The organism is Pseudophaeobacter sp. (genome assembly GCF_048267565.1).
GTDB lineage: Bacteria > Pseudomonadota > Alphaproteobacteria > Rhodobacterales > Rhodobacteraceae > Pseudophaeobacter > Pseudophaeobacter profundi.
This window is the reverse complement of the sequence record NZ_JBLWXG010000014.1, coordinates 42,762-63,456: the sequence shown is the minus strand read 5'-3', so window position 1 is coordinate 63,456 and position 20,695 is coordinate 42,762. Positions and strand designations below refer to the sequence as shown.

21 protein-coding genes are annotated in these 20,695 nt (G+C 58.9%); 6 read left to right on the top strand and 15 right to left on the bottom strand.

The window, feature by feature from the left end:
- Positions 1-120: 120 nt before the first annotated feature.
- From ACN0VH_RS19405 to ACN0VH_RS19370, 8 genes are all read right to left on the bottom strand, one after another.
- The gene (locus ACN0VH_RS19405; protein WP_417702089.1) at positions 121-822 is read right to left on the bottom strand and encodes a VIT1/CCC1 transporter family protein; all 702 of its coding nucleotides are present in this window, start codon (positions 820-822) and stop codon (positions 121-123) included.
- Positions 819-2,717 carry a heavy metal translocating P-type ATPase gene (locus ACN0VH_RS19400; RefSeq protein WP_417702087.1) on the bottom strand — a complete coding sequence of 633 codons (1,899 nt, stop codon included), beginning with the start codon at positions 2,715-2,717 and terminating at the stop codon, positions 819-821. The genes ACN0VH_RS19405 and ACN0VH_RS19400 overlap by 4 nt, the downstream gene beginning before the upstream one ends.
- 5 nt (positions 2,718-2,722) lie before the next feature.
- Positions 2,723-3,703: an FAD:protein FMN transferase gene (locus ACN0VH_RS19395; protein ID WP_417702085.1), complete on the bottom strand. Its 981-nt coding sequence runs from the start codon at positions 3,701-3,703 to the stop codon at positions 2,723-2,725.
- A complete protein-coding gene (locus ACN0VH_RS19390; RefSeq protein ID WP_417702083.1) occupies positions 3,684-5,891 on the bottom strand; it encodes a PepSY domain-containing protein in 2,208 nt (735 codons plus the stop codon). Before ACN0VH_RS19390 ends, ACN0VH_RS19395 begins: the two co-directional genes overlap by 20 nt.
- Before the next feature lie 12 nt (positions 5,892-5,903).
- Positions 5,904-6,374 (bottom strand): DUF2271 domain-containing protein, encoded by a 471-nt coding sequence (locus tag ACN0VH_RS19385; RefSeq protein ID WP_417702081.1) that lies wholly within the window; start codon positions 6,372-6,374, stop codon positions 5,904-5,906.
- Positions 6,375-6,415: 41 nt separating this feature from the next.
- Positions 6,416-6,775, bottom strand: a complete 360-nt coding sequence (locus ACN0VH_RS19380; RefSeq protein ID WP_417702079.1) for a hypothetical protein — start codon at positions 6,773-6,775, stop codon at positions 6,416-6,418.
- Positions 6,776-6,942: 167 nt separating this feature from the next.
- On the bottom strand, positions 6,943-7,617 hold the full coding sequence (locus ACN0VH_RS19375; protein WP_417702077.1) for a cytochrome b/b6 domain-containing protein: 675 nt from the start codon (positions 7,615-7,617) through the stop codon (positions 6,943-6,945).
- Positions 7,610-7,891, bottom strand: a complete 282-nt coding sequence (locus ACN0VH_RS19370; protein ID WP_417702075.1) for a PepSY domain-containing protein — start codon at positions 7,889-7,891, stop codon at positions 7,610-7,612. Before ACN0VH_RS19370 ends, ACN0VH_RS19375 begins: the two co-directional genes overlap by 8 nt.
- Positions 7,892-8,038: 147 nt before the next feature.
- Here ACN0VH_RS19370 and ACN0VH_RS19365 point away from each other — a divergent pair, with 147 nt between their 5' ends.
- The 3 genes from ACN0VH_RS19365 to ACN0VH_RS19355 all read left to right on the top strand — a co-directional run bounded on the left by ACN0VH_RS19365 (position 8,039) and on the right by ACN0VH_RS19355 (position 10,842).
- Positions 8,039-8,698: a response regulator transcription factor gene (locus ACN0VH_RS19365; protein WP_417702073.1), complete on the top strand. Its 660-nt coding sequence runs from the start codon at positions 8,039-8,041 to the stop codon at positions 8,696-8,698.
- Positions 8,695-10,035, top strand: a complete 1,341-nt coding sequence (locus tag ACN0VH_RS19360; protein WP_417702071.1) for an ATP-binding protein — start codon at positions 8,695-8,697, stop codon at positions 10,033-10,035. The genes ACN0VH_RS19365 and ACN0VH_RS19360 overlap by 4 nt, the downstream gene beginning before the upstream one ends.
- Positions 10,036-10,422: 387 nt before the next feature.
- Positions 10,423-10,842, top strand: coding sequence for a hypothetical protein (locus ACN0VH_RS19355; RefSeq protein WP_417702069.1), 420 nt, complete (start codon positions 10,423-10,425; stop codon positions 10,840-10,842).
- A 326-nt stretch (positions 10,843-11,168) separates the two neighbouring features.
- On the opposite strand, the gene ACN0VH_RS19350 is transcribed toward ACN0VH_RS19355, so the two are convergent.
- Together ACN0VH_RS19350 and ACN0VH_RS19345 are read right to left on the bottom strand one after the other, a co-directional pair.
- On the bottom strand, positions 11,169-11,864 hold the full coding sequence (locus tag ACN0VH_RS19350; RefSeq protein WP_417702068.1) for an abortive infection family protein: 696 nt from the start codon (positions 11,862-11,864) through the stop codon (positions 11,169-11,171).
- Between the two features lie 269 nt (positions 11,865-12,133).
- Positions 12,134-12,679 (bottom strand): hypothetical protein, encoded by a 546-nt coding sequence (locus ACN0VH_RS19345; protein ID WP_417702066.1) that lies wholly within the window; start codon positions 12,677-12,679, stop codon positions 12,134-12,136.
- Positions 12,680-13,118: 439 nt separating this feature from the next.
- On the opposite strand from ACN0VH_RS19345, the gene ACN0VH_RS19340 reads away from it, so the two are divergent.
- From ACN0VH_RS19340 to ACN0VH_RS19330, 3 genes are read left to right on the top strand one after another with little or no spacing between them, the layout of a single operon-like run.
- Positions 13,119-13,490: a TIR domain-containing protein gene (locus ACN0VH_RS19340; protein WP_417702064.1), complete on the top strand. Its 372-nt coding sequence runs from the start codon at positions 13,119-13,121 to the stop codon at positions 13,488-13,490.
- A 52-nt stretch (positions 13,491-13,542) separates the two neighbouring features.
- Positions 13,543-14,079 carry a hypothetical protein gene (locus ACN0VH_RS19335; RefSeq protein WP_417702062.1) on the top strand — a complete coding sequence of 179 codons (537 nt, stop codon included), beginning with the start codon at positions 13,543-13,545 and terminating at the stop codon, positions 14,077-14,079.
- Positions 14,073-14,564, top strand: a complete 492-nt coding sequence (locus ACN0VH_RS19330) for a RipA family octameric membrane protein (RefSeq protein ID WP_417702060.1) — start codon at positions 14,073-14,075, stop codon at positions 14,562-14,564. Before ACN0VH_RS19335 ends, ACN0VH_RS19330 begins: the two co-directional genes overlap by 7 nt.
- 208 nt (positions 14,565-14,772) lie before the next feature.
- On the opposite strand, the gene ACN0VH_RS19325 is transcribed toward ACN0VH_RS19330, so the two are convergent.
- The 5 genes from ACN0VH_RS19325 to ACN0VH_RS19305 form a co-directional block, all read right to left on the bottom strand.
- The gene (locus ACN0VH_RS19325; protein WP_417702058.1) at positions 14,773-15,066 is read right to left on the bottom strand and encodes a hypothetical protein; all 294 of its coding nucleotides are present in this window, start codon (positions 15,064-15,066) and stop codon (positions 14,773-14,775) included.
- 156 nt (positions 15,067-15,222) lie between these two features.
- The gene (locus tag ACN0VH_RS19320) at positions 15,223-15,417 is read right to left on the bottom strand and encodes a hypothetical protein (protein WP_417702056.1); all 195 of its coding nucleotides are present in this window, start codon (positions 15,415-15,417) and stop codon (positions 15,223-15,225) included.
- Positions 15,407-16,378, bottom strand: coding sequence for a GAF domain-containing protein (locus ACN0VH_RS19315; RefSeq protein WP_417702054.1), 972 nt, complete (start codon positions 16,376-16,378; stop codon positions 15,407-15,409). The genes ACN0VH_RS19320 and ACN0VH_RS19315 overlap by 11 nt, the downstream gene beginning before the upstream one ends.
- Before the next feature lie 500 nt (positions 16,379-16,878).
- A complete protein-coding gene (locus tag ACN0VH_RS19310) occupies positions 16,879-17,976 on the bottom strand; it encodes an AAA family ATPase (protein WP_417702052.1) in 1,098 nt (365 codons plus the stop codon).
- Positions 17,977-18,293: 317 nt separating this feature from the next.
- Positions 18,294-20,591 carry an adenosylcobalamin-dependent ribonucleoside-diphosphate reductase gene (locus ACN0VH_RS19305; protein WP_278924335.1) on the bottom strand — a complete coding sequence of 766 codons (2,298 nt, stop codon included), beginning with the start codon at positions 20,589-20,591 and terminating at the stop codon, positions 18,294-18,296.
- Between the last annotated feature and the right edge of the window lie 104 nt (positions 20,592-20,695).

The following is a 20,695-nucleotide window of genomic DNA, read 5'->3' as shown; positions in this document are numbered from 1 at the left end:
CTTAAAGGCTACGATGAACCAGAAACCCTCCGTTGTTCAAATCATCAAATCTGTCCCACAGGTGCTGACGTCAGACATGCTGCATCTGGCCATTCACGATTCTGGCTCCGGTCCTCAATTCTACCCGGTGGTCACTCCGAAGATCATTCCGACCACCGCAGTCGCGGCCATTGCCAGCGCGCCCCAGAAGGTCACGCGGACGGCGCCTTTTAAGATTCCAGCGCCACCAGCCGACGCGCCCAGACCGCCGAGCACGGCAAGCGCGACCAGGGTCGTGAGCGCGACGATGATCGCAATCTGCGCTGTCGGTGCAAACGATGCGATGATCAGAGGAATCACAGCGCCAACGGCGAACGTCGCCGCAGAAACTAGGGCTGCCTGCACTGGATGCGCGGTCACTGTCTCCGAAATGCCGAGTTCGTCCCGTGAATGGGTGCCAAGGGCGTCCTTCTCGGTGAGTTGAACTGCAACTTGCCGCGCCAGGTCTTCGTCCAGACCTCGCTCGACATAGATATTTGTGAGTTCATCCAGTTCGGCTTCAGGCGTCTCCTTCAACTCCTCGGTTTCGCGTGCGATGTCGGCCTGCTCTGCATCTGTCTGCGAACTGACGGATACATACTCCCCCGCCGCCATCGACATCGCCCCTGCGACAAGACCAGCAAGTCCGGCGATCAGAATCTCGGGGCGCCCTGATCCTGCGGCCGCAACCCCTACGACGAGGCTGGCGGTAGAAACGAGACCGTCGTTGGCGCCGAGTACGGCTGCCCGCAGCCAGCCGATCCGATGGACCATATGGATTTCGGAGTGGGAAAGACGGCTCATAAGATATTCTCCTTCAATTTGATGCTTCCCGGCACAGCGTCGATCACTGCATTTGGTTCATCGGGTTTGATGCGTAGAGCACGCAGCGCGTTCAGGATCACGGCCACGTCGATCACTTCTTGAAGCAGGGCGCCCTGCACGGGTGACAAGTATCCATACGCCGCCGCGATCATTCCCGCGACTGACAATCCGATCCCGGCCACGACGCTTTCGACAGCAATGCGCCGCGAACGGCGCGCGATCTCGATACCCGGCCCGAGCCGGTCAACCCGGTCGACCAGCAACACAACGTCGGCTGCCTCTGCCGAGGCGGCCGCCCCGCGCGCGCCCATGGCCACACCCACATCGGCCGCGGCCAGCGCGGGTGCGTCGTTCACGCCGTCGCCCACCATCATGACGGGTCCATTCTTTCGCTCGGTGAGAACGAGGAGAACCTTCTGATCAGGCGTCAGGCCAGCGCGCAGACCGTCGAGACCGAGCCCCCCGGTCACACGCTCGGCCACCGCGGCCCGGTCGCCCGTTGCCAGCAGAATGCGCTCGATCCCCTGCCGACGAAGCCCAGCCAGCATGGCAGCGGTGCCATCGCGCAGGGGATCGGCCATCACGAGATGCCCCGCCATGTGGCCTTCTACCGCAACGGCCACGAGAACCGAACCCGCCGCAAAGGACGCATGGTCGCCTTCCGCATGCCCGCCCCGCTTCGCAACGAAGTCGCCGCCACCAACGATGACTTTCTTGCCTTCTACATAGCCGACGACCCCTTCGCCGGGAATCTCCGCCACCTCCGAGGGTATGGGCAACACGAGGCCCCGCGCCTTCGCGGCGGCGACGATGGCTTGCGCAACCGGGTGTTTCGACGCCTGATCGAGTGCTGCGGCGAAGCGCAGGATGTCGTCCTCTGTCATGCCATCGTGGCTGTCTATCGAGACGATCTGCGGGCGGCCGTCCGTCAGAGTGCCGGTCTTGTCGAGGATCAGCGTGCGGATGCGCGCCATTGCCTCCAGCGGTCCCGCGCCCTTGATCAGCACGCCGAAATGCGCCGCGCGCGATAAGCCAGCGACGAGCGCGACGGGAACGGCCAGAATCAAGGGACAAGGTGTCGCCACCACAAGGACGGCAACGGCCCGGATCGGATCGCCGGAAAACCACCAAGCCGCGAAGGCGATTGTGACGGTGACAAAGAGGAAGCCCAGCGACCAGCGATCCGCCAGGCGAGACATCGGCGCCTTCGAGCGCTGCGCCTCCTCGACCAGCCGGACGATGCCGGCATAAGTGCTGTGTTGCGCCTCGCGCGTTGCGGTGAGTTCAAAGGCCTCGCCCGCGTTTGTTGAGCCGCTCATCGCGTCGGCTCCGTGCGCCAGCCGAACAGGCAGAGATTCGCCGGTCAGTGCCGAGGTGTCCACAAAGGCCGTATCGGATGCCAACGTGCCGTCTACCGGCACCACGTCGCCCTGCCGGACCAGAAGACGGTCACCGGGTGCGATCTCGTCGAGGGGCACCTCCTCCAGCCCGCCGTTGCGGTGCCGGGTTGCCGTCCGGGGGACGCGGGACAGGAGGTCGTGCATCTCGCGCCGAGCGCGGCCTTCGGCGAAGCTTTCGAGGAAGGTGCCGCCAGAATACATGACCGCAACGACCGCCGCCGCGAGGGTCTCGCCGAAAACCAGAGCAGCCGTCATGGAGAGCGCCGCGACGATGTCGAGCCCGACCTCGCCACGCCCGATGCTGCGCAGGATCTCGACCACGAGCGCGGCGAGCGCGGGTGTGACACCGGCAAACCAGACGAGATCTGCCATATCGCCCCGTCCAGCGAACCAGAGCGCAAGACCTACGACGAGTCCTGATACTGCCAACAGCAGAATAGCTATCTTTAGGCGGTCGGTATTGATGTGTTCCATGCGGCTTATCTTCCCCCGGCTGAGGCGATTGCCGCTGCCTCTTCGGAAAAAAGCCGTCCGACTCCCACGCCTCTTGCCGTCCCTTCATCATTGCGCACAAGGAACAGAGCGTCGAGCCCGCGTTTTCTTGCGAGTTCGGCGCCCCTGTCAGATCCGAGCACCATGAACGCGGTCGCCCAGGCATCGGCTTCGGCGCAGGTGCGGGCCACCATGGTGACCGATGCCGGCGGGGTGATCAGCGGCGCGCCGCGCCTGGGGTCCATCGTGTGCGACAGGCGTCGTCCCTGCACCTCGACCCAGTGGCGGTAGTCGCCGGAGGTCGCCACGGCGGCGTCCTGCAGCGCAAGGATCGAATGCGGCGTCCGGCGCTCCGGGTCCGGCGCTTCGACTGCAATGGTCCACGCCTCTCCGTCCGGTCGGAGGCCGAACGCGCGCATTTCACCGTCAATCCCGACAAGGGCGTCTGTGATTACGTGGTCGCGGAGCGTCTCGATCAGGCGATCCACGCCATAGCCTTTGGCGATGCCGTTCAAATCCAGCGCGATGGGCGCCGACTTTCGCACTTGGTCGCCACAGATCTCCAGCAGGTCATGCGCCGGGCGGCGCGGGGCGTCCATCGCGGCGCGGATGCCATCAGGCGCGGCGGCCTTCGGCCCGAACCCCCAGGCCGTCACCGCATCTCCCATGCCGATGTCAAAGGCCCCGGCCGAGGCGCGCCCAATCTCGAGGCCGAGGCGCAGGACTTGCTTAAGTCGATTAGGCACCGTCACCCATTCCCCGGCTGGCGCTGCATTGAGTCTCATCAGGTCGCTATCGGGCTTCCAGGTGGACATCTGTCCATCCACTTCATCGACGGCCGCCTGCAGCGCGGCGTGGACAGGCGCCGGGTCAAAGCATGGCTTCGCGAAGAACAATGCGGACCAGCGCGTGCCCATAGTTGGGCCGTTCAGCGCATGGCGTGCGCTCTCAGTAGATATCTTCGACATACCGTCCCTGCGCTTTCAATAGTGCGGGTGTGAGCCCGGACGGGGAGAGAATCTCGTACAGCACGTCGGCAACGCCTGCCGCCATATCCCGCCCGCCACAGACCATGACGCGGGCACCGTCGCGGATCAGTCGGGCGACTTCGCTGGCATCGTTTCTAAGGGCGTCCTGGACATAATGCGGTCTCGCCCCGCGCGAGATTGCCGTGACAAGACGGGCAAGGCGTCTCTGATCCAGCCAGGTGGACATCTCCTCGCCATATAGAAAATCGCTGTCCGTGTGACGCATCCCGAAGAATAGATGGATGGGTCGCCGCCCTGCATTTCCACGCACGAACCCGGCCAGTGGCCCGACGCCGGTTCCAGCGCCGATCAGGATCAGCGGCGCCTGGCCTTTTCCAGGTTTGAAGTCGGGATTGCGCCGAAGAAACGCGAGCACCGCGTCGCCCGGCTCAAGCGCCGTCAGCTGAGCGGAGCAGAGGCCGCAGGGATGTTTCTTGACGACGATCTCGACAAATCCGTCGCGGCGGCTCGAGGCGAGCGAGTAGAGCCGTGGCACGGAACTGCCCCTCGGCACGACGCCGATGAGGTCTCCTGCCGTAAACCGCGCAAACCCGCTCCCGATAAACCGCTGCCAGAGCGTGGCGCGCGGCAGAGCGAAACGCAGGATCGCCGTTGGGGCCTGCACCTCGGCACCGTAGTCCCTGCGCGAAACGAGTGTCAGCTTCTCGGCTTTCGGCAGGACGGGCTGGTGCGACAATTCGAGGGAAATGCCGAGCGCCTCGCCGAGTACAAGGCCCCAGCGCGCGAAATCCTGTGGCGATTGGCGGTCGATCGTGTCGAGCGGCATGAGTTCGGGCCAGCCCTTCGCCTGCGCCGCTGCCACGACGGCCTTGGCGTAGGCGCAATAGGCCGGAAAACTGCGGTTGCCGAAGCCGAGCACGGCTACGGGGATGTGAGGCGCAGGGTCGGCAGCGCTTAGCCGGTCGAGGAAACCCTTCGCCGATACCGGCGCAGCCCCGTCGCCATAGGTCGCTGCGAGCACGATGATCCGCTTGGCATGACCGTAGCGCTCCGGCGCAAAGCCCGACATCGGGCCGACATGGACGCTTTGCCCGGCCTTGGTCAGAGTGGCGTGGAGGGTCGCGGCGAAGCCCCAGGTGCTGCCACCCTCGCTGCCGACGAGCAGAATTGTCTCTGCGCGACCCGCGGGCTGGTTGCCCCGGATGCGCGGCCGTCCGCGCCGCTCGGCCAGCCAGATCAGGACGCCAGTTCCACCCATCATCGGCATGCCGAGCGCCATCAGCCCCAACACCAACCCGAGTGTCGCCGCACCCTGGCCCGTGTGCAGCATGTATATCGTTTCTGACACACGCTCCCACCCGGTCAGGTCAGACCAGCTCAGCAGAGCCCCGGTGCCCTGATCGAGATACCCGGTGCCCCGATCCGTCTTGAGCGTGAAGACATCCGTGGCGTCGCCGGGATAGGGAAAGCTCAGTTCGCGCAGCTCGGCGACGGGTGTTTGCAGGAGCGTGGCCATCTGGCCCGGCGCGAACCCCGTCTCTCCGCTCACCTCGGTCGGCATGGCTGGGATGGCACCTCCGTATGGCAGAAGATCGAAGGTAGAGGCCGTCATCCAGAGGGCGGTCGTGGATGACAGAACGAGGCCGATCACGGCGATCCGGGCGATCTCGACATGCAGCCGACCCGCGAGCGGACCACGCAGATGCGCGAACCAGTGCCGCCAGCCGCCCGCCCGGCGTGCGATCAGCGCCGCGCCGGAGAGCGAAAGAACCAGCATCGCCGCGGCTCCGGCGGCCATAGCGATGCGCCCGCCGTCCCCTAGAAACAGCGAGCGATGAAGGTTCGTGAGCCATCGTTCGACCTGGTTCGGGTCGGCCGACGCCACGCCCGTGCCCGTCGCTGGGTCGATTACGGCAGCACCCGGCGTGCCCTGATCGAACCAGTATGCCGTGATGCGGCCCGAGGGCGACCGGCGGATCTGCTCGACACCCGGATAGACCATCTGAATGCGGTCCGCGAGAACGGCCACCGTTAGTCCCGCCTCGGACTGCGGCGCGGAAAGGCGCTCAACAGCGGGAAAGACCGACAGTGCCGCGCCGCTGAGCGCGAGCACCGTGATAAGAGCCAGAGCCAGAAGACCCGGCCAGCGATGAAGAGCGCGGATCATGGTTCTGTCTCCTCACATGTCGTAGGCGAAGTTGGCGACATAGCGGCGACCAGCCACGGGGATGCCCGCGCCCTGCGTCGTAAGAGGAACGGCCACTTCGTTCGGACTGTCGCGCATATCCTCGACTGCGGCGTCGATGTGCAGGGTGTAACCAGCATCGAACAGGGCGTCGGCGAGGTCGAGCGTGATCTCGAGCGTTCGGCCCGCGCCGACACTTGCACCTGTGATGCCGTTGACCTGGGCCGTGTCGCCGCCGGTCGCCCTGTGCCAGTCGGTCAGGTGCTCATAGTATTTCGACTTGCTTCCAGCCATCCACAGGTTGCCGGCATAGGCACCCGAGGCGTCGGTAACATAGAGCGCGAGATACGCTCCATCACCGCCGTAATTGTTGAGTGTCGTGGACATTGTGACGGGCCGTGCCATGGCTAGGCCGGGGAGTGTAAGCGCTGTTGTGAGCGCGAGCGTTGCGAGAACGGATTTCATTGGCTTGGGTCCTTGTATGAGATTTGAGAGAGAAACCGGGTTCAGTTCACTTGGACCTGCGGTGCCGCGCCATTTCCGAAAAGTCCGTTCTGCGGCGGGGCTACGGTGCCAGCGGGGGCCGGATTGCGGGCGCTGCCGCTGCATTCGTCATCATCATCATCGTCATCGCAGTCATCATCATCGTCGTCGTCATAGCGAGAGCCATTCCGGTATTCGTGCTCATCATCGTCGTCATCACTGCTGACAAACACGAGCGGTAGCGCCGCTTGGGCGTCATCCAACACCGCTGCGGAGGCCTGGGCGAACGTGTCGCCAGGTGCGCGCATGGCGCTCCAGGCAGGAACGCCCATGACGGTGGTCAAGGCTGTCGAGGTGATCAGAAGGGCAAGGGGCTTTTTCATGGCAAGGGTCCTTTCGTTTGCTGAGATCAATCTGGAGAGGCTGCCTGATGTCTTCCTGACGACGCGGCGATTCGTGCTTCAGCTTGCTGTCAGGAACAAAAAGAAGGCCCCGCCGATTGTGGCGGGGCCAGGGAGGGCCGACGGGACAGATCGGCCCGGGGGAACGTTCAGGCGATGTCGCCTGGTTCGGGAGCGCGTTTTTCGCCGGTGACCATGGCGCGGGCCAGGTTTTCGCGATGACGGAATGAGGTCAGCACGACGCCCCCCACATGAACGGCGATCAGCAGGAGCATCAAGTTGGCAAGCACCTCATGCACCTCAGCCACGGCACTTTCGCCGCCTTCGCCTCGAGTACCATATTCACGGCCCCCGTCGTCTTCATCGGCAAAAGCAGGTGCAACGATCTGCGGGAGATCGGGCAACATCGCGATGCGGGTCTCGTCTTCGAGCAGCCAGCCGGTAAACGCTGTGCCTGTCAGGGTGATCAACAGCGCCACAGTCATCGCAGCGCCCGCAGGGTTATGACCAAGATAGCGGCGCTCGCGATGTCCGACCACGTCACGCAGATAGCCAAATGTGGCAGATGGGCCCTTGAGAAATTGGGGGAAGCGCGCATATCGGCTGCCGACAAGGCCCCAGACCAGGCGGAAGGCCACCAGACCCGAAACGATGTAGCCTGCAACCTCATGCACAGTGGAGAGCTCCTCGGCGCTGAGATATGCGGCCGCGAAAGCGGCCACCAAGCCCCAGTGAAACACGCGGACCAAGGGGTCCCAGACACGAACCTTTGCAAGTGATCCTTGCGCAGCCGATCGAGCAGCCTGTTGCGATGTTTCAGTCATCGTCATCATCCTCAAATTCGAGTTCGATAATTTCCAATGTGGACGGATGCACAGTCACCTCGATCCGACGGCCGTTGGCATCTCGACCGTCGATCTCATAACAACCGTCGTCGATCTTGATGCGACGGACAGTCCAGCCGTTCTCATCGGCCAGACGCGCAACAGCCTCGCGTGGCTGCCAATCCGCCATGGGCACAAAGCAATCGTCATCGGCCAGCGCCACCCCAGCGGGAAACACCGCAAGAAAGGTCAGAATTGTCAGTGTCGTCTTCATGGTGCAAACTCCAACTTGTGGCCGTCTTGAACAGACCATCAGCCCTGAACCTGACGGGATCCTGAAGACCGGCTGCCAAAACCGTCAGCTTTACGTCAGCCCAATTGGACAAAGAGTACCTTGACAAGGAAAGGAAACCCGACTGCCATGCGTATCCTGCTGATCGAAGATGACGCCGTTCTGGGCGCCGCCATACGCGACCAGATCGCGGGTGACTGCCAGTCCGTGGATTGGGTGCAGCGGCTGGACGCGGCGCAAGACGCCATGGCGGGCGCATCCTATGACCTGGTGCTTCTCGATCTGATGCTGCCGGATGGACGGGGCATTACGTTTCTCAAAGCCTTGCGCATGCGGGGAGATGTGACACCGGTGATCATCCTGACCGCACTCGACCAGGTGTCGGACCGGATCGAGGGGCTGAACGCCGGTGCCGACGACTACCTCGTCAAACCCTTCGACCTTGCAGAGCTCTCGGCGCGCATCGGATCGGTCGCGCGCCGCTACACCGGCAATCCCAATCCGATCATCACCCATGGCATGCTCGATATCGACCTTGCCGCGCGCAGCATTCACTGCGCTGGTAAACCGGTGGCTCTGACGGCGCGCGAATGGGCACTGTTCGAAGCATTCCTTACCCGGCCCGGCCAGCTTCTGTCCAAGGCGCAGCTCGAAGACAAGCTTTATGCCTTCGGGGCCGAGATCGAGAGCAACACGATTGAGGTTCATGTCAGCCGTCTGCGCAAGAAGCTGGGCGCGGGCATCATCGAGACAGAGCGCGGGATGGGCTATCGGCTGGGTGCGCCATGAGGATGCCACGCAGCCTGCGGGGGCGCTTGGGTCTGTCGCTCGGAGTGGTCTTGACACTTTTGTGGGTGGCAGCTGCATCGCTGACCGCCGTGACCCTCCGGCATGAAATGGACGAGGTGTTCGACAGCGTGCTGCAGGAAACCGCGCAGCGCCTGTTGCCACTGGCTGTTGTGGATATCGTCGGACGCGAGGATGATGGAGTAACCCAGCGTCTGGGAGCGATCCGAGACCACGTCGAGTTCTTTACCTATGTCGTGCGTGACGCGCAGGGGCGTATCCTGCTGCAATCCCATTCGGCCGATCCAAGTGTTTTCCCTGCCTTTGAAGGAACAGGCTTTCAGCAGACCGCGACCCATCGGCTTTACAACGAGGATGCCTTGCAGGGCAGCATCCGCATGACGGTGGCTGAACCGCTGGAACACCGTGCGCAGGTGGCGCGTGAAATCCAGATGGGTCTCGGGCTTCCGCTGCTCATCGTGATCCCGGTCGCACTGCTGGCCATCATTCTGGCGGTGCAGGCCAGCCTTGGCCCCGTTCGCCGATTTCGCGCCACGCTGGAAGCGCGCACAGCTCAAGATCTGACGCCGGTTCCCGCTGACGACATCCCATCCGAGATCAAGCCGATTGCGACGACGCTGAACGGCCTGCTGGATCGCCTCAAAGACGCCTTCGACGCCGAACGCAGCTTTGCCGCAAATGCCGCCCATGAACTGCGCACCCCGCTGGCCGGGGCCATCGCGCAAGCGCAGCGCCTGCAATCCGAGACCAAAGACCCGGCGGCATCGGCACGGGCAGCCTATATCGAAGCGACGCTGAAACGGTTGAACCGCCTATCCGAACGCCTCATGCAATTGGCCCGGGCTGAAGGCGGTCGTCTTAGGTTGGATCAGGCGTCGGATCTGCGGGCCGTGGCAAGTATCGTGATCGAAGATATCAGGCGCACTATGGCTCCGGGCCGCATCTTTTTGACTCTTCCGGATGAACCCGTAATGTCGGACCTTGATCCGGACGCCTTCGGCATCCTTTGCCGGAATCTCGTCGAGAACGCCCTGCGACACGGTTCGGAAACTGACCCAGTTGACGTGGCTTTGGCGGCAAACGGAGTTTTGAGTGTATCCAACGAAGGACCTGTAGTAGCTCCCGAGACGCTGGATCGTTTGACAGCGCGCTTCGAACGTGCTGGATCAGACACAGATGGCCTCGGCCTCGGCCTCGCCATTGTCGCTGCGATCGCCGCGCGCATCGGAAGCCAGCTTGTTCTGACATCTCCGCGCCAAGGGCAAGAGTCGGGGTTTGAAGCGTCCCTTGGGCTTCCCACATCGTCCAACTTCAATTGAAAGTGAACACCAAACATTACTAAATGAGGATTAAACCCGTCCAATCCATAACCAGGTTGTCTCAACCTCTTGATCTTTGAATGTCAGCAAATAGCATTTCGCGGTCTTTGATGCTCATTGCAGCATTGATCAAAGGGGCTCGAAGCCGACATGCGGCGTCGCGGCGGCAAGGTTGGAGCGTTCTTGACCTGGTCATCGCCGCCAGATGACGCCAGCAGCCCAGAGCGGACCACAGGCAAACGAACACGACTGGCATTGCCGCAAGTGCGAACAGCTTGCCCTAGACTTCCTGAAAGCTGACCTTCAAACGGGAAAATCCCGTTTCCGGTGGTCAAAGGCGGGTCTGAGCCCATTGTTACCTATCGGCGCGTCACTTAGGTTTGTGGAATGGACGAAGATGAATCAGTTTCAATCTACAAAGCCATTCCCGGTGGTGAGGAGCTTTTGGGTTGGTTTGGCAAAGTGCCCAGCTTCCATGATGCAGAAGTCCTAGACTTACATCTAAGACGCAAGGAGTGCTCAACACTACGACTTCACGCTTGGAACATGACCAGCAAAATCAGAAACGGTTATTTTGTACTGGAAAAGCACGCAGTTGTAGAGTTTTTGATTGACCGAATAGTCACCTTGGAACTTGATGATTTCAATCATCAGAATGTCATTGATGGCCTGAGTCTTTCGCGCGTGGAAGTGGACGAAAACAGACAAGCCTATGAATTGCTGTTGGAGCCGTCGTTTGGTCTGTCAGGGACTATTCGCGCGGAAGGGTTATCGGTTACGTGCAACCCCGGAAAGCCGGACAAATAACTTTCCTTCAAAGCCCGCTCCGTCCCGCATCCCTTCCGTTCGATGGTGTTTGTCGGCTGCACCTGCGGCGAAGGTGTGTTCTTTCCATTGCTCGTGCAGCATTGGACCGCCGCCCTGGTGGCAGATCCCTCGACTTTGCAAATGTCGCTATCTGCGCTTCGCTGACGTCCAACCAGGGCGCAGCGAAGCATGGCTCGCCGACAGCCTGCTCGACCGAAGCGACCGGCCCGAACCTGCTGTTCACTGCCGCTCTTGATGCTGCTGCGCGGCCCGCCGAACCGGCCATTCCGCCAAGACTGCAGCATCGCAATGCCCTCGGCTATCGCCTAGAGCTGGGTCGGTCGTCGCGCTGCTTCGATCCTTTCGATAAAAGCAAGAGAGGCCAGAACAGTGTCGACAATAAACTGCGCCTCGGAGACTTCTAGAAGATCGTTGTCGTGTGCGAAGGACCTGTTATTCCGCGCGCTGTTTAGCCCTTCATATAGCTTGTGCTGAACCCTCAGAGTGGGAAGGGCGTACTCGCTGACCGCGCCCTCGTCCTTAAGCGCCTTACCGTATGCGCCGAAGAGCGCGTGCAGCGGTGCCTTCGGATCCGACTTTACACCACGCTCCGCCAAGAGGGTTCGGAAACGCTTTACACAGTAGGTTTGAACCCGATCGATAGCAACTTCAGGGTTCTCCGCAATCAGGTCCGCCGCTATCGAGGCGCGTAGCTTTGGCAGCGTCGTATCTCCAGAGAAGTCACGAAAGGACTCTTCGAGACTAAGCGCGGAAGCTTGTTCAAGTTCGCTTGTGAACTTGTTGATCCAGCTCTTCAGTTCGGCCTCCCTCTTGGGATCGGGCTCGGTGCATCCCTCCCGGCTGCAGCGATAGGCCCATAGACCGCGGAGGACTTGTGCTACGAGCCGCGGTTCCGCGACTTCGACAAACCCCCTCAGTGTGTTCCCCTTGCTGGTGCCCTTAGCCTGGAACCGGTCTTGGAAAACGTCGATGCCAAAGGTTTCCTCGAACCATTCGGCCATCTTCGGTGTGGAGAAATCCAGGACCCAGCCACCCCCGCTCTGAAAAATCTCGTCGAACGTCTCTTGATGCGCCGAGGTTAGCCGCCGGGATCGACCCAAAATGCGCGGCGTGTCTGTCCTTACGGGTTCCGGCCCTCCTGTAAGTGAGCTTTGGCGTGTCACGGTTTTCTACCCTAAGCGTGTACTATCATCATTACAGAATTGGTGATTATCGCCAGAGACAGAAACGTATAGGTTTTTGCATGCGAAACCGGCTTTCCTCATGTCAGCTAGTTTGTTGGGCGACCATCTTTGAAAGTTCGTTCCAGCCGCCGTCCGAGGCGTTTCAGGTTCCAACGTGACACGGCCCCTGGGGCCTTTCCAGCAAAGAAATACTGTTCCAAGCTCTTGTCTATGGCCAGGCGCAGTTCTGTTGCGTCTATTTTCATTTTCTGGAGACGCGGATCGTCGAGAGAATTGCGATAATGAGACACATAGATTGGCAACCCCTTCAAATACCAAAGGGGGTCAAAAACAAATGGAAGCGAATATCGGTGTCTTCTGCGAAGATCGTCTAATTTCTTCGACACCTTTGCAGCTTGCTCAATCTTTTCTTGGAAGCGATCAGGGTCTTTGGAGTTTATCGCCTCTACACTCAGTGCAACCACTTCATAGAGTGCGGTGCTAAGTTCCTGCAAGTCATCACCCACGATGTTCTGCTTCGCAGCAAGGTGTGCCGCCGTCTTTGTCGCTCTAATATTTATGTAGGCAGACAGTAGAGCAGCGGCAGTCGCTATCAAAGCGGCCAGACCTTCATCAATGTTGATTGTTCCCATAGTATCGTTTCGCCGTTCGTCCAAATTTCCAACAACATTACAGCATAATGAACGCATGAGAAGCCTTTGCAGGGACAACAGTCAATGCTTGACAACAACATCGGGTCAAAACCTGACGGCCCCAAATCGGCCCAGATCTGCCTTTCACTAATTCGGTCAATGCTGCGGCGCAGCGTCCACGGTGCGGTCGTTCGCGTAACTATGCGATTATGGGCAGGAGCGAATACGAATCGACGTCACCTGAAGACCGCACCGACATCTGGCGGGAGATGATCGGCCCAAAATTGACCTTCGGTTCCAGGGCGCTCCCAGAGAGGATTGTGGCACTCCGAAGAGGCGCCGCGTTCGATTGCCAGCAAGCGGCGAGAGCTTAAGCCTTGAAGGCGATACCCAATAGTGCAAGTGTTAGTTGCAACGGCAGCACTGCGAGGAATGCGATATGGTAGCTAAAAAGACAATTTTCGTTGCATTTGCTATGAAAGATGAGCGGGCAAGGGACTTTCTCAAGGGGCAGTCTCTGAACACCAATTCACCATTCGAGTATATTGATATGTCCGTTAAGGAGGCCTATGACACAGAGTGGAAGAGCCGAGTGCGCACTCGCATCCGTAGATCCGATGGAGTGCTTGCGCTTGTGAGTAAAAACTCACTTGAGTCTTCGGGTCAGAAATGGGAAATAGAATGCGCCAAAGAAGAGAAAAAACCATTGCGTGGGATCTACGCCTTTAAGGATGACCGAACCAACCTTGTTGGCGTTAGCACAATGGTGTGGAATTGGGATTCAATTAAAAACTGGATCGACAGCCTGTAAACCAAGGTCTCAAAAATCGCTCTTCAAGTCTATATCTGTTTAGATCAAAATCATGAAAATACCAGTATTCGTAAGTTGTCCCAAGAGCTACTTGGAGAGGCAGGAAAAGTTTCTCCTTGAGGTGGAAAGTCACTTGGAATCTTGCGACTTGATTCCAATGACGCTCGGCCGCAGCGAGTATAGTATTGATGCTCCACTCGAAGCGATCCGCCGTCTTATGGGGGGGAGTTTTGGTCTCATCTGCTTGGCCTTCAGGAGAACACTGATCATCAACGGCCAAGACCGCCCACAATCAGATATGCAAGAGAAAGAAGTTGATCGCTCGGGAACTTGGCTGAGTAGCCCATATAGCCAGATTGAACCCGCAATGGCATATCAGATCGGCCTGCCAGTTCTCATTTGGCGCGAGACGGGCGTTACGGCTGAGGGTCTGTTGGACCGTGGTGCAGTAGGGCTATCGATGCCCGAGTTTGATCTCAATATGCCGCCAGATCTGACGGAGCCAAAGTGGGCGCACCCGCTGCAAGATTGGATTGACCGCGTGCGTAGTGCGCACCGGCACACCGGAAAGGCGCCTAAACTTTGGTAGACAATGACGCCCAAGCCACTGAAGATCGCAAGGAGCGACTTGAACTTTATAAGTTGCTTGTCGAAATGGCTGATCGTGTAAGTCAAAGAAGGCAAGCTGCGAATAGTTTTTACCTGTCGGTAAATACTCTATTGGTCGGAAGTTCTGCATATTTAGGTGTGATCGAGCCTGACGCGATGGGCATTCCCGTGATGCCGATTGCAGGAATGGCGATAAGCGCACTATGGATCATGAATATAACGAGCTATAAAACCCTGAATGAGGCGAAGTTTTTCGTCATTAACGCTATTGAAGAGAAACTCGTTGAGCAGCCGTTCCACGATGAATGGAAAAAATTAGACCCAGATCAAGATGGGAAAAGACATCGCCCGTTCCACAAGGTAGAGGGAGTGGTGCCTTGGGTTTTTATAGCAGTCTACCTTATTCAGGCATCTATGTTAATACCATGGCGTCAACTCGGAGACTCAATCTGCGCATCAGCTTGAGGAGAAGCCAAAGGTGCTTCGTCGCGCTTTGTAGACCTTCCATGTTAAGTGCAACGATGAGCCGCAAACCGCCCGTCCTACCAGGGCAGAGCGATCAACTCAAAATTGCCGTTTGACCACGAATTCAAACGCCGCAGCGCATCCTCCAGGAGCAGTCCTACGCTGCACTCACATCAGCGTTGTCGCGGGCCAGTGCAGCATTGCCTGACTACGCTTCGTGCCAGTCTCGGATGGATCGGCATAGGTCGCTCATGGCCATCCCTGTCCGCATTCCACTACTCAGAACTGGAACAGTCTCGGTGAACATTGGCTCACTCTCGCCGTCGGCGAAGAAGTCAAATACGCCTGTTTCTTTGTTTTCATCCTCGATAAACGTCCAAAGGCCGAGATATTCGCCATCGCGTGTGAGAACGTCACCTTGCTTGAGTCCTTCGCCGAAGCCAACGAGATTGATAGGGTATGCGAGTTCCATGGAAACAACATACAACGCTGCACCCGACATGCAACTCTTCTGCGAGTTGGCTTGGCATATCGATAGCAATGCCGTCAATTTCTTCGTGTTTAACGAAGCGACATCATCCGAAGCCAAAGTAGGATTGAGAAAATAGGCTCTTTCAACTCTATCAATAGGGCTTGGGAGGCGATCTACGGGACATCATCAGGCGGTTTGCTTCACTTTGAACGGGCGTGCAGCCAGTAAAGCTTGGCGTTTTTTAGCCTTAGCGATCACCTCACCCGTCGCACCTCGAGAGCCGGACACCACTAACTTCATGCCTTTTTCGATATCTCGATTCAACGCACCTACGCGAGTAGTCGAAAAAGAACTAAATGATTTCGTCACCTTAGCGTTCATCTGCGCTCTCCTCGGATGGCTCCACTGCCCTCGACGTACACACTGACATAATCTGAGCGATTTGTGCAGCAAAATCTTGAAGAGCGGCTGCAGCCAAACGTCGCGCTTCCTGCTCATCTTCGTCGCCGTGGTCTTCTCCCGAGTTGGCAAACCTCATCGCCTCACTGCTTGTAACGATCAGCACACCGATCGGTTCCTCAGCGCTGACCGCTATCGGCAACGCAGCAAGCGAAACATACCGAACGTCATCATTTTCATCAAAATTTTCCGGTGAAGCGCTTATCCAAGGTTTAACGTCGGGAGCGGATGCGTCACCACAAATAAGTTCTCGCTGTAGCTCGAAAGCTTTACCTACATGTCCTTCGCCAACCTTCCATTTCCGATGTTTCTCGCGGGCATCAGAAGGTCTTGACCTGTAGCAGGCAACGCAAACTAAAAGATTCTCATCATCTCTGTATTCATAAATTGAAATGTTGCAGTATTCGTCTGCTATCTGCAGCAGCGTTAATTTATAGTCGGCAAGTATCTCAACGGTCGAGAGCATCATCATCTCTTGCTTTTCTCGGCTTATTTCAGGCTCGGTGAGTGCTTGGTCCAATAATTCGGAAAGCAATTTTGTCACCGTCTGCCAAGTAAGCAGAATGCTTTCTCGCTTTGAGAGGTAAGAAATGTAATCTTGTTGCTGGACCACCAGCTCCTCACTCCCCTTCAGGTCAAGAAGAACGGAAACGCTATCCCTTTCGAAGAAAACAAGAAGCACGCCGGTAAAACATACGGCCAGAACACCCATCCAGAAGATTAAGTTAGACCAATCAGCCTGCCATGATTTATCGTAATCCATCCAAACTTGACCGACAGCGATAAGTACAACGCCGAGCCCGGTGAAAACCAATCTAAGAATTTTGAGCGTTTTTGCGAGAGGGCGGATCCAGTCGAATAGGTAATCATTTGAGCGGGTCAATATCTTCTCCTTCTCCACCAAAACAAAATTTAGGCACCTGAGCGAAAGAGCTCTACTTTCGCTTTTCTGTATACACCCTGCAGGACAATGAGGTCGAACTCAGCCAGCCATAGTTGGACGATCAGTAGACGAGGAGCAAGCAAAGATCAGAGAAGTCATTCTTATTTGGTGGATAGAGGCATGCAACAACCATCTATCGGTTTCTTGGGCTTCCAACCCAAGAAACGCAAACTTTAGTTGGGTCGCTCGGCAGATCAGATAACAAAATTAATTTTCGCTTCATACCACCTCACTGCCTGCATCGAACGGCAGCTTGCGTTGGAGTGCTTCTCATGGCTCGCAAGCGCAGCGAATGACGGCTCTCCGCCCTTCGTGTGGGCGCCTAGCGTAAAGTTGTGCCTGGCACGAATGCCGCTTGGGCTGCCCCCCGCCAGCTGCGCCCATCAGCCCAAGCGACTACTTTGATCTTGGCCGACCTAAGGCGCGCTCGCATCAACCACTCAATGCGACAGCGGGCTGCTTGCCATGGCCTCGGCTCTGGCCAGCATGCGGGACACATGGCGCAAATTGAGCTCATGCGCCTCAGCAACCTGATCGATCACCTCGCAGATGGCGCCCAGGGCGGCATCAGACAGCCCCCGTCTTGCGCCCTCGCGCTCCGCGAAGGAGATGAGATCCCCTTTGTTGGGGCCGGCAAGGCGCAGGATGTCCAGACGGCTCAGGAATGGGGCCGGAAGCGTGCTCAGGCTATTCGAGGTCAGGACCCAGCTGATCCATGACATGTCGAAGCCGACCTGATAATAGGGGCACTTCCATGCCACGGCAGACGAGCGTTCCAGCAGCGGCAGCAACCCGTCGGCCATGCCGTAGGCCTGCCCCTTGGTAGAGGTCGGCGTCCCGGCCTTCTCGATCTCGTCAATTACCACGATCGGGTTCGCGCAGAGGCTCTTTACGATGGTTTGCAAGGACCGCCCCGGAAAGGCCGAGCCCCAGCCGCGTTGCGAGCCGTTTACGACGAAGGAGGCCTGCTCCGCGGTTCCCTTGATGCCACAGCGCGGCACCCCGAGGTGGCGCCCGAGTTCGCGCGACCACACGCTCTTGCCGATCCCCGGCGGGCCATCGAGCAGCACGGGCGGTAGACGGAATCCGGGTTCTCCCACCCGCACCGAGCGACGCATCGCGTTCCAAAGGAAGTCAGTCGCGGCCGCCATCCAGGGCATCTCGGCATGAATGGCGGCCGCGATTTCATCAGCGCGGTGTTCGCTGGCGATGCCGACCAGGTCCGCCCCGCAGCGGAACACCTCGAGCGCGCGCCGGTCATCCGAACTGAGATGGCTGAGCCCGGAAGCCTTGGCGCGCGCGCCCATTACCCGGCGCGCACGGCGCAGCACCTTGTTGCGATCCTTTTCCGAGAGCCGCACGGCGATGAGGTCCTCGTTCCAGCGCAACTCATCTTCAAAGTCTCCCGGAACCTTTGGGGACACCCCGTCCTGAAGGGCGCGGAGCTTGCGCAGATGCCACTCAAAGCGGCGCTTGAGCGCGAACTCGTTCTCGTCGGGATCAGCGAAGCGGGCATAGATGAACTTGATCTTCGTCATGGAGGTCCTTTCTGGCGCAGCGCGCCATGCCCTCGGGCAGAGGCTCTGCTGGAGGGGGATGTTGGAAAGAACCCGGCCAGATTTGCCCTGAGGGATGCCGAAAGCGAGACCAACCGTCAACGGCGCCCACCAGGTCGGAACGCTCCGACGGCGCATCACAGGCCGCGAATCCACCAAACGAACAAGTCATTGATATAAAAAGAAACCACCGACTGCAGCGCAGCCGGTGGTCATTAATCCTGTGCCGGAATGGACAAATTACCCCGGAAATGGACAAGATTTAGTGGGTCCTACACTACATCCGTGGGATCAAACACCTAACCGCATTTGGAGTGTCCACAGCTGCGGCAGGTCATGCAGCCTTCCACCATTTGCAGGTCGAACTGGCCACAGCTTGGGCAGGGTTTGCCGCGCGGGGCGTTCAGGCTCACCACCTCTGCCTGCGGGTCGGATTTCAGCCCCATGCCTTCGCCTTCCAGGAAGCCCGTCTTGACCAGATGGGTCTCGATCACGCCCCCGATGGCCGCCAGGATCGAGGGGATGTATTTCCCCTGCACCCAGGCCCCGCCACGTGGATCAAAGACCGCCTTCAGCTCTTCCACCACAAAGGAGACATCCCCGCCACGGCGGAACACAGCCGAGATCATCCGGGTCAGCGCCAAGGTCCAGGCGTAGTGCTCCATGTTCTTGGAATTGATAAAGACCTCAAAGGGGCGACGGTGATCGCTGATGATGATGTCATTGATCGTCAGATAGATCGCATGTTCCGAATCCGGCCACTTCAGCTTGTAGGTGTGCCCCTCCAGGCTTTGCGGCCGGTCCAGCGGCTCGGACATGTAGACCACTTCCGCGCCATTGGCATCCACATCGCTCCCCTGTGGCGCGTCGGCACTCTCACCGGGGGCGGTATCAGCGCTTTCAGAGACCGACAGAACCGAGCCGGTCACATCGTTGGGGCGGTAGGTGGTGCAGCCTTTGCAGCCCTGATCCCAGGCCTGCATGTAGACGTCCTTGAAATCATCAAAGCTGATGTCTTCAGGGCAATTGATGGTCTTGGAGATGGAGCTGTCGATCCATTTCTGCGCAGCCGCCTGCATTTTGACATGGGCCGAAGGCGACAGGGTCTGGGCGTTGACAAAATAGCCGGGCAGCTTGGCATCGGCGCCAAATTTCTCGCGGTACATCTGCACGGCATAATCGACCACCTCTTCTTCCGTCCGGCTGCCGTCTTTCTGCAGCACCTTGCGGGTATATGCGTAGGCAAAGACCGGCTCGATCCCCGAGGAGACATTGCCCGCATAGAGGCTGATGGTGCCTGTGGGGGCGATAGAGGTCAGCAGTGCGTTGCGGATCCCATGTTCGCGGATGGCATCGCGCACGTCATCATCCATGTTCATCATATTGCCCGACGCCAGATAGGCGTCAGCATCGAACAGCGGGAAGGCACCCTTTTCCTTGGCCAAATCCACCGAGGCCAGATAGGCGGCGCGGGCAATCGCGTGCAGCCAACGGTCGGTCTGACGCGCCGCTTCGTCGGTGCCATATTCCAGCCCCAGCATCAGCAGCGCATCGGCCAGACCGGTCACGCCAAGGCCAATACGGCGCTTCGCCTGTGCTTCGGCTGCCTGGGCTTCCAGCGGGAACTTGGACACATCCACCACATTGTCCATCATGCGAACTGCGGTGGCGACCAGCTCCTGCATCGCCGCCTGGTTCAGCTCTGCATCGGTTTCAAACGGGTTGGATACCAGCCGTGCCATATTGATCGACCCCAAAAGGCAAGCGCCATAGGGTGGCAGCGGCTGCTCGCCACAGGGGTTGGTGGCGCAGATTTCCTCAACATAGGACAGGTTATTGGCCTTGTTGATCCGGTCGATGAAAATCACGCCTGGTTCGGCATATTCATAGGTGGCCTGCATGATCTTGTTCCACAGATCGCGCGCCTGCACCGTGTGGTAGATCTTGCCATCGAACTGCAGCTCCCACGGGCCATCAGCCTTCACCGCTTCCATGAAATCATCGCTGATCAGCACAGACATATTAAACATACGCAGCCGTGCGGAATCAGATTTTGCGGTGATGAAGGCCTCAACATCCGGGTGATCACAGCGCATGGTCGCCATCATCGCGCCGCGGCGTGATCCGGCAGACATGATGGTGCGGCACATGGCATCCCAGACATCCATGAAGGACAGCGGCCCAGAGGCATCTGCCGCCACGCCTTTCACATCGGCACCGCGGGGCCGGATGGTCGAGAAGTCATAGCCGATACCGCCGCCCTGCTGCATGGTCAGCGCCGCTTCCTTCAGCATGTCAAAGATCCCCGACATGCTATCCGGCACCGTGCCCATGACAAAACAGTTGAACAGGGTCACCTGACGCGCCGTGCCGGCGCCTGCGGTGATGCGGCCTGCGGGCAGATATTTGAAATCTTCCAGCGCCTCATAGAATTTCTCTTCCCAGACATCGGGCTTGTCTTCGGCCCGGGCCAGATCGCGGGCAATCCGGCGCCAGCTGTCCTCGACAGTCACGTCAATAGGGGTCCCATCCGCTTCCTTGAAACGGTATTTCATATCCCAGATTTGTGCGGCGATGGGGGCAGCAAAGCGGCTCATATAGTGATTCCCTATTGATCAGCATCGGAAGGTAAGTGGCGGCTTCGATACTACAGGCAGGCGCCGATCCTCAACGTCGAAAACACGGAACCTTGATAAATAAT

Coding starts and splice junctions, on each gene's coding strand:
- ACN0VH_RS19375 (WP_417702077.1), bottom strand. CDS start 7,617: ATGACTGAAACATCGCAACAGGCTGCTCGATCGGCTGCGCAAGGATCA.
- ACN0VH_RS19335 (WP_417702062.1), top strand. CDS start 13,543: ATGAAAATACCAGTATTCGTAAGTTGTCCCAAGAGCTACTTGGAGAGG.
- ACN0VH_RS19395 (WP_417702085.1), bottom strand. CDS start 3,703: ATGTCGAAGATATCTACTGAGAGCGCACGCCATGCGCTGAACGGCCCA.
- ACN0VH_RS19385 (WP_417702081.1), bottom strand. CDS start 6,374: ATGAAATCCGTTCTCGCAACGCTCGCGCTCACAACAGCGCTTACACTC.
- ACN0VH_RS19320 (WP_417702056.1), bottom strand. CDS start 15,417: ATGAACGCTAAGGTGACGAAATCATTTAGTTCTTTTTCGACTACTCGC.
- ACN0VH_RS19305 (WP_278924335.1), bottom strand. CDS start 20,591: ATGAGCCGCTTTGCTGCCCCCATCGCCGCACAAATCTGGGATATGAAA.
- ACN0VH_RS19380 (WP_417702079.1), bottom strand. CDS start 6,775: ATGAAAAAGCCCCTTGCCCTTCTGATCACCTCGACAGCCTTGACCACC.
- ACN0VH_RS19405 (WP_417702089.1), bottom strand. CDS start 822: ATGAGCCGTCTTTCCCACTCCGAAATCCATATGGTCCATCGGATCGGC.
- ACN0VH_RS19355 (WP_417702069.1), top strand. CDS start 10,423: ATGGACGAAGATGAATCAGTTTCAATCTACAAAGCCATTCCCGGTGGT.
- ACN0VH_RS19360 (WP_417702071.1), top strand. CDS start 8,695: ATGAGGATGCCACGCAGCCTGCGGGGGCGCTTGGGTCTGTCGCTCGGA.
- ACN0VH_RS19390 (WP_417702083.1), bottom strand. CDS start 5,891: ATGATCCGCGCTCTTCATCGCTGGCCGGGTCTTCTGGCTCTGGCTCTT.
- ACN0VH_RS19310 (WP_417702052.1), bottom strand. CDS start 17,976: ATGACGAAGATCAAGTTCATCTATGCCCGCTTCGCTGATCCCGACGAG.
- ACN0VH_RS19325 (WP_417702058.1), bottom strand. CDS start 15,066: ATGTCGGGTGCAGCGTTGTATGTTGTTTCCATGGAACTCGCATACCCT.
- ACN0VH_RS19340 (WP_417702064.1), top strand. CDS start 13,119: ATGGTAGCTAAAAAGACAATTTTCGTTGCATTTGCTATGAAAGATGAG.
- ACN0VH_RS19345 (WP_417702066.1), bottom strand. CDS start 12,679: ATGGGAACAATCAACATTGATGAAGGTCTGGCCGCTTTGATAGCGACT.
- ACN0VH_RS19370 (WP_417702075.1), bottom strand. CDS start 7,891: ATGAAGACGACACTGACAATTCTGACCTTTCTTGCGGTGTTTCCCGCT.
- ACN0VH_RS19400 (WP_417702087.1), bottom strand. CDS start 2,717: ATGGAACACATCAATACCGACCGCCTAAAGATAGCTATTCTGCTGTTG.
- ACN0VH_RS19350 (WP_417702068.1), bottom strand. CDS start 11,864: ATGGCCGAATGGTTCGAGGAAACCTTTGGCATCGACGTTTTCCAAGAC.
- ACN0VH_RS19365 (WP_417702073.1), top strand. CDS start 8,039: ATGCGTATCCTGCTGATCGAAGATGACGCCGTTCTGGGCGCCGCCATA.